The sequence below is a fragment of the Neisseria sp. P0021.S005 genome, from assembly GCF_051956955.1.
Window position 1 is genome coordinate 1 of the sequence record NZ_JBQCWY010000228.1, and the last position, 4,374, is coordinate 4,374.

Sequence of the window (4,374 nt, forward strand, 5' to 3'; positions counted from 1 at the left end):
TTTCAGACGGCCTGCACAGGAAAATACCGCGCAAAACTAAGCCGCTGACGCGATCGGGATGGGTTTCGGCATAAGTCAGCGACAAGGTGCTGCCCCATGAGCCGCCGAAAACCAGCCATTTTTGAATACCGAGCATTTCGCGCACTTTTTCAATATCGGCAACCAAATCCCATGTGGTATTGTCTTCGATACAGGCATAGGGTTTGGAACGTCCGCAACCGCGTTGGTCGATAATAACGATGCGGAAATGCTCTGGATTGAAAAAGCCGCGACAGGCAGGTGATGCGCCTGCTCCGGGGCCGCCATGCAGGAAAATCACGGGGTGGCCATCAGGATTGCCTGATTCTTCCCAGTAGATCTCGTGAATGTCGGATACGCGCAAAAGGCCGCTATTTCGTGGTTCTTGAATCGGATGCATGAGCTTTCTCCTTTGTCTGATGAATATGTTGATTGTAACACTTTGCCTTCTGATTTTTCAGACGGCCTACATAGGTTTGGCGCCATAAATGGCGTAAAATACCACTTTTTTGACAGGATTATTTATGTCTGACAACAAACAAACACATGCTGCACCCGAAGGACAACTTTTATTGCGTACGGTAGCCATGCCGCGTGATACCAATCCTAATCAGGATATCTTCGGCGGCTGGATTATGTCGCAAATGGATCTGGGCGGCGGTATTTTGGCGGCAGAAATCGCACAGGGACGAATTGTAACCGTGGCTGTTCAAGAAATGAATTTCATCAGACCGGTAAAGGTCGGCAACGTCGTGTGCTGCTACGGTCATTGCGTCCGAGTAGGCAATACTTCTTTGCAACTGAAAATCGAAGTGTGGGTGAAGACTTTGATGAACGATATGGTAACGGAAGACCGTCAACTGGTCACCGAAGCCGTGTTCACTTACGTCGCCATCGATTCACAAGGCAATCCGCGCCCTATTCCTCGCGAAGGCAATGCAAAGCTGGCACATTTGTAAGTTTAAAAATTCAAAACAAGGCCGTCTGAAACCTCAACGTTCAGACGGCCTTTTTTAATACAGAAGCAAAATGTAATAATATTTCTTTTGAGCTAAAGCAAGGCGAAGTATCTGTTTTTTAGGTTTAATTCAGGCTGATTGATAAGACAAAGACCATACACCGGCTTCCTATAACACTGCCCTACCGCGACAGTTTGCGCCACTTTTGAAACGGCGTTTCCTCCTCAACCCACTTTAAGGAACATCATGGCTTCGCGCGATTTATACCCACAGGAAATTTTACAGGTTGTTCTCGACAAAAGCTGCGCCAAAGCACAATCCAGCATCCCTACACTGGCAATCTTAAGCGTTTTGGCCGGCGGATACATCGGCTTCGGTTATCTTGCCTATTTAAAAGTAGTCAGCGGCATTCCGCACGAATGGGGCGGAGTTGCGACTTTACTCGGTGCCGCCGTGTTCCCAATCGCTTTGATTTGTATCCTGCTTGGCGGTGGCGAGCTGGTAACCAGCAATATGATGATTATGTCTTTAGGCAGATTGGCCGGACGGATTTCCTCCAAAATGCTGCTGCGCAACTGGGTTATCGTCTGCATGGGCAATTTGGTAGGCACGCTGGCAATGGCTTTTTTCCTTGGATACTATGTCGGCATGATTGAAGGCAGCGTGGCAGAAAAAACCATTGCTGTGGCGGAAGCAAAAGTCCATATGGATTTCGGCCGCGCTTTTGTATCGGCAGTCGCATGTAACTGGATGGTCTGCATGGGCGCGTGGCTGCATTTTGCCGCTAAAAACACAACTGGACGAATGCTGGCCATTTGGTTCCCCGTCATGATTTTCGTATTAAACGGCTTCCAACACCTTGTCGCCAATATGTTCGTTATCCCAGCGGGTATTTTGGCAGGTGCAAACATCACATGGGGGCAGTTTTTCTTCAACATGATTCCCGTATTCCTGGGCAATGTCATCGGTGGCGCATCCTTTGTCGGCGCATCTTATCTTTATACTTATAGAGACACGCTGAAAGATAGTACCGAATAGTCCTGCTTTAGAAACAACAAAACCTGCTTTGAGAAAGCAGGTTTTGTTTCAGACGCCATTGGTATTAAGTTTTAAAATCCATTCGGACACATTATTCAGATAAATCATCCAAACGAAAAAAGAGTCGTTTTTAAAACGGCTCTTTCCAATTTTTTGGTCGGAGTGAAAGGATTCGAACCTTCGACCCCTTGCACCCCATGCAAGTGCGCTACCAGACTGCGCCACACTCCGACTCGATAAGCTGTGAATTTTAGTTTCAAACGCTGATTTTGACAAGTGCTTTTTAGAAAAGGAAATTTACTCGTTTGAAAACATTTGAATTATTTGTAAGCAAAAAAAGGCCGTCTGAAATCATTCAGACGGCCTTTGATTATTCAGTCAAATATCAAGCTTCAACCGGAATAATACCGATTTTTGCCTGCCATTGTTTTGGTGCAATGGCGTGAACCGATTCACCATTGCTATCCACCGCAACGGTAACAGGCATGTCTTTGACTTCAAATTCGTAAATCGCTTCCATGCCCAATTCTGGGAACGCCAAGACTTTAGATGCTTTAATGGCTTTGGCAACCAGATATGCCGCGCCACCGACAGCCATTAGATAAACGGCTTTGTTATCGGCAATGGCTTGGCAAGTTGCTGCGCCGCGTTCGGATTTGCCGATCATACCCAAGAGGCCGGTTTGTTCCAGCATTTGACGGGTAAATTTATCCATACGGGTGGAAGTAGTCGGACCGGCTGGGCCAACAACTTCGTCACGGACTGGATCAACCGGGCCAACGTAGTAAATCAGTTTGTTGATGAAATCTACCGGCAATTCTTCGCCTTTGTTGAGCATATCAACCAAACGTTTGTGCGCGGCATCGCGGCCGGTCAGGATTTTACCGTTCAGCAACAATACATCGCCGGTTTTCCATGTGGCCACTTCTTCTTTGGTCAGATTGTTGACATCGACACGTTTACCGTTGTCAGGGCTGTAAGTCAGATCCGGCCAGTCTTCCAAAGACGGGGCTTCCAGTTTGGCCGGGCCTGAGCCGTCCAATTCAAATTCGATGTGGCGAGTTGCCGCGCAGTTTGGAATCATGGCAATCGGTTTGGAAGCCGCGTGGGTTGGGTAGTCAAGGATTTTGACATCCAGTACGGTACTCAAACCGCCCAAACCTTGTGCGCCGATGCCCAAGGCATTTACTTTTTTGTAGAGTTCCAAGCGCAGGGCTTCGGTTGTAGACAATTCTGCACCTGAATCGGCTTTTTCTTTGAGCTCCTGAATATCGATATGGCTCATCAGGCTTTCTTTGGCCATCAACACTGCTTTTTCAGGCGTACCGCCGATACCGATACCCAAGATGCCCGGAGGACACCAGCCGGCACCCATTTGAGGAACGGTTTTCAATACCCAATCAACAATATTGTCTGAAGGATTGAGCATGGCAACTTTAGTTTTGTTTTCAGAACCGCCGCCTTTGGCTGCGCAAGTGACTTCGACTTTGTCGCCTTTTACGATTTCCATATGTACAACGGCAGGGGTGTTGTCTTTGGTATTTTGACGTTTGCCAGCCGGATCGGCCAATACGGAGGCGCGCAGTTTGTTGTCAGGATAGGTGTATGCACGGCGTACGCCTTCGTTAACCATTTCCTGTACGCTCATCTCGGCATCCCACTGTACATCCATGCCTACTTTCAAGAATACGGTCGCAATACCGGTATCCTGACAAATCGGACGGTGGCCTTCAGCACACATACGGCTATTGACCAAAATCTGCGCCATCGCATCTTTGGCGGCAGGGTTTTCTTCTTTTTGATAAGCCTTATACAAAGCCTGGATGTAGTCTTTAGGATGGTAGTAGCTGATGAATTGGAAAGCATCGAAAATACTTTGGATAAAGTCTTCTTGCTTGATGACGGTCATGATTGTGTTCCTTTTCGGGAGTCATGGTAGGGAGGATTTGTTTATTTCTTAAGAGACCGATTTTTTCAGACGGCCTTCAATAGTGTAATAGTGCTTTCAAATGAATGACCCAGACAATATCATTTTCATACCTTCTTGATTTAAATGAAATTTAATATCGTATTAAATCACTTGGTTATTGATAATCTATATCTACTGACCATTCACTTACATAGAAATAAAATTACATTATTTTTTAAATGATATTCTAATTGCCAGGCCTTCTGAAAATATTTGCCTTAAGCATCTAAAAAAGAAATTTAGTAGCCTGTATTTAAAAGGGAATTATCTAAATTTCAGACGGCCTTTCTTATTCTCCAATACAATACACAATTGTAAAATCCATGTCATTTTCTCCCCCAATCTTCTTGACTGATATCAAACTTATTTAATTTTCTGAAATTTTATAAC

General features: G+C 45.8%; 4 protein-coding genes and 1 tRNA gene. 2 read left to right on the top strand and 3 right to left on the bottom strand.

Annotated features, from left to right (window positions below):
* The coding region (locus tag ACTHUE_RS11520) for an alpha/beta fold hydrolase (protein WP_440423511.1) at window positions 1–418 on the bottom strand (418 nt) is incomplete at its 3' end.
* 124 nt (window positions 419–542) lie between these two features.
* On the opposite strand from ACTHUE_RS11520, the gene yciA reads away from it, so the two are divergent.
* Complete coding sequence (gene yciA, locus ACTHUE_RS11525; protein WP_003680677.1) at window positions 543–977, top strand: acyl-CoA thioester hydrolase YciA; 435 nt, start codon at window positions 543–545, stop codon at window positions 975–977.
* A 246-nt stretch (window positions 978–1,223) separates the two neighbouring features.
* Window positions 1,224–2,015: a formate/nitrite transporter family protein gene (locus tag ACTHUE_RS11530; RefSeq protein WP_070460278.1), complete on the top strand. Its 792-nt coding sequence runs from the start codon at window positions 1,224–1,226 to the stop codon at window positions 2,013–2,015.
* A gap of 154 nt (window positions 2,016–2,169) precedes the next feature.
* On the opposite strand, the gene ACTHUE_RS11535 is transcribed toward ACTHUE_RS11530, so the two are convergent.
* Together ACTHUE_RS11535 and ACTHUE_RS11540 are read right to left on the bottom strand one after the other, a co-directional pair.
* Window positions 2,170–2,246, bottom strand: a tRNA-Pro gene (locus ACTHUE_RS11535).
* Window positions 2,247–2,400: 154 nt separating this feature from the next.
* Window positions 2,401–3,924, bottom strand: a complete 1,524-nt coding sequence (locus ACTHUE_RS11540; protein WP_070460281.1) for a fumarate hydratase — start codon at window positions 3,922–3,924, stop codon at window positions 2,401–2,403.
* Window positions 3,925–4,374 lie beyond the last annotated feature (450 nt).

Coding starts and splice junctions, on each gene's coding strand:
- yciA (WP_003680677.1), top strand. CDS start 543: ATGTCTGACAACAAACAAACACATGCTGCACCCGAAGGACAACTTTTA.
- ACTHUE_RS11530 (WP_070460278.1), top strand. CDS start 1,224: ATGGCTTCGCGCGATTTATACCCACAGGAAATTTTACAGGTTGTTCTC.
- ACTHUE_RS11540 (WP_070460281.1), bottom strand. CDS start 3,924: ATGACCGTCATCAAGCAAGAAGACTTTATCCAAAGTATTTTCGATGCT.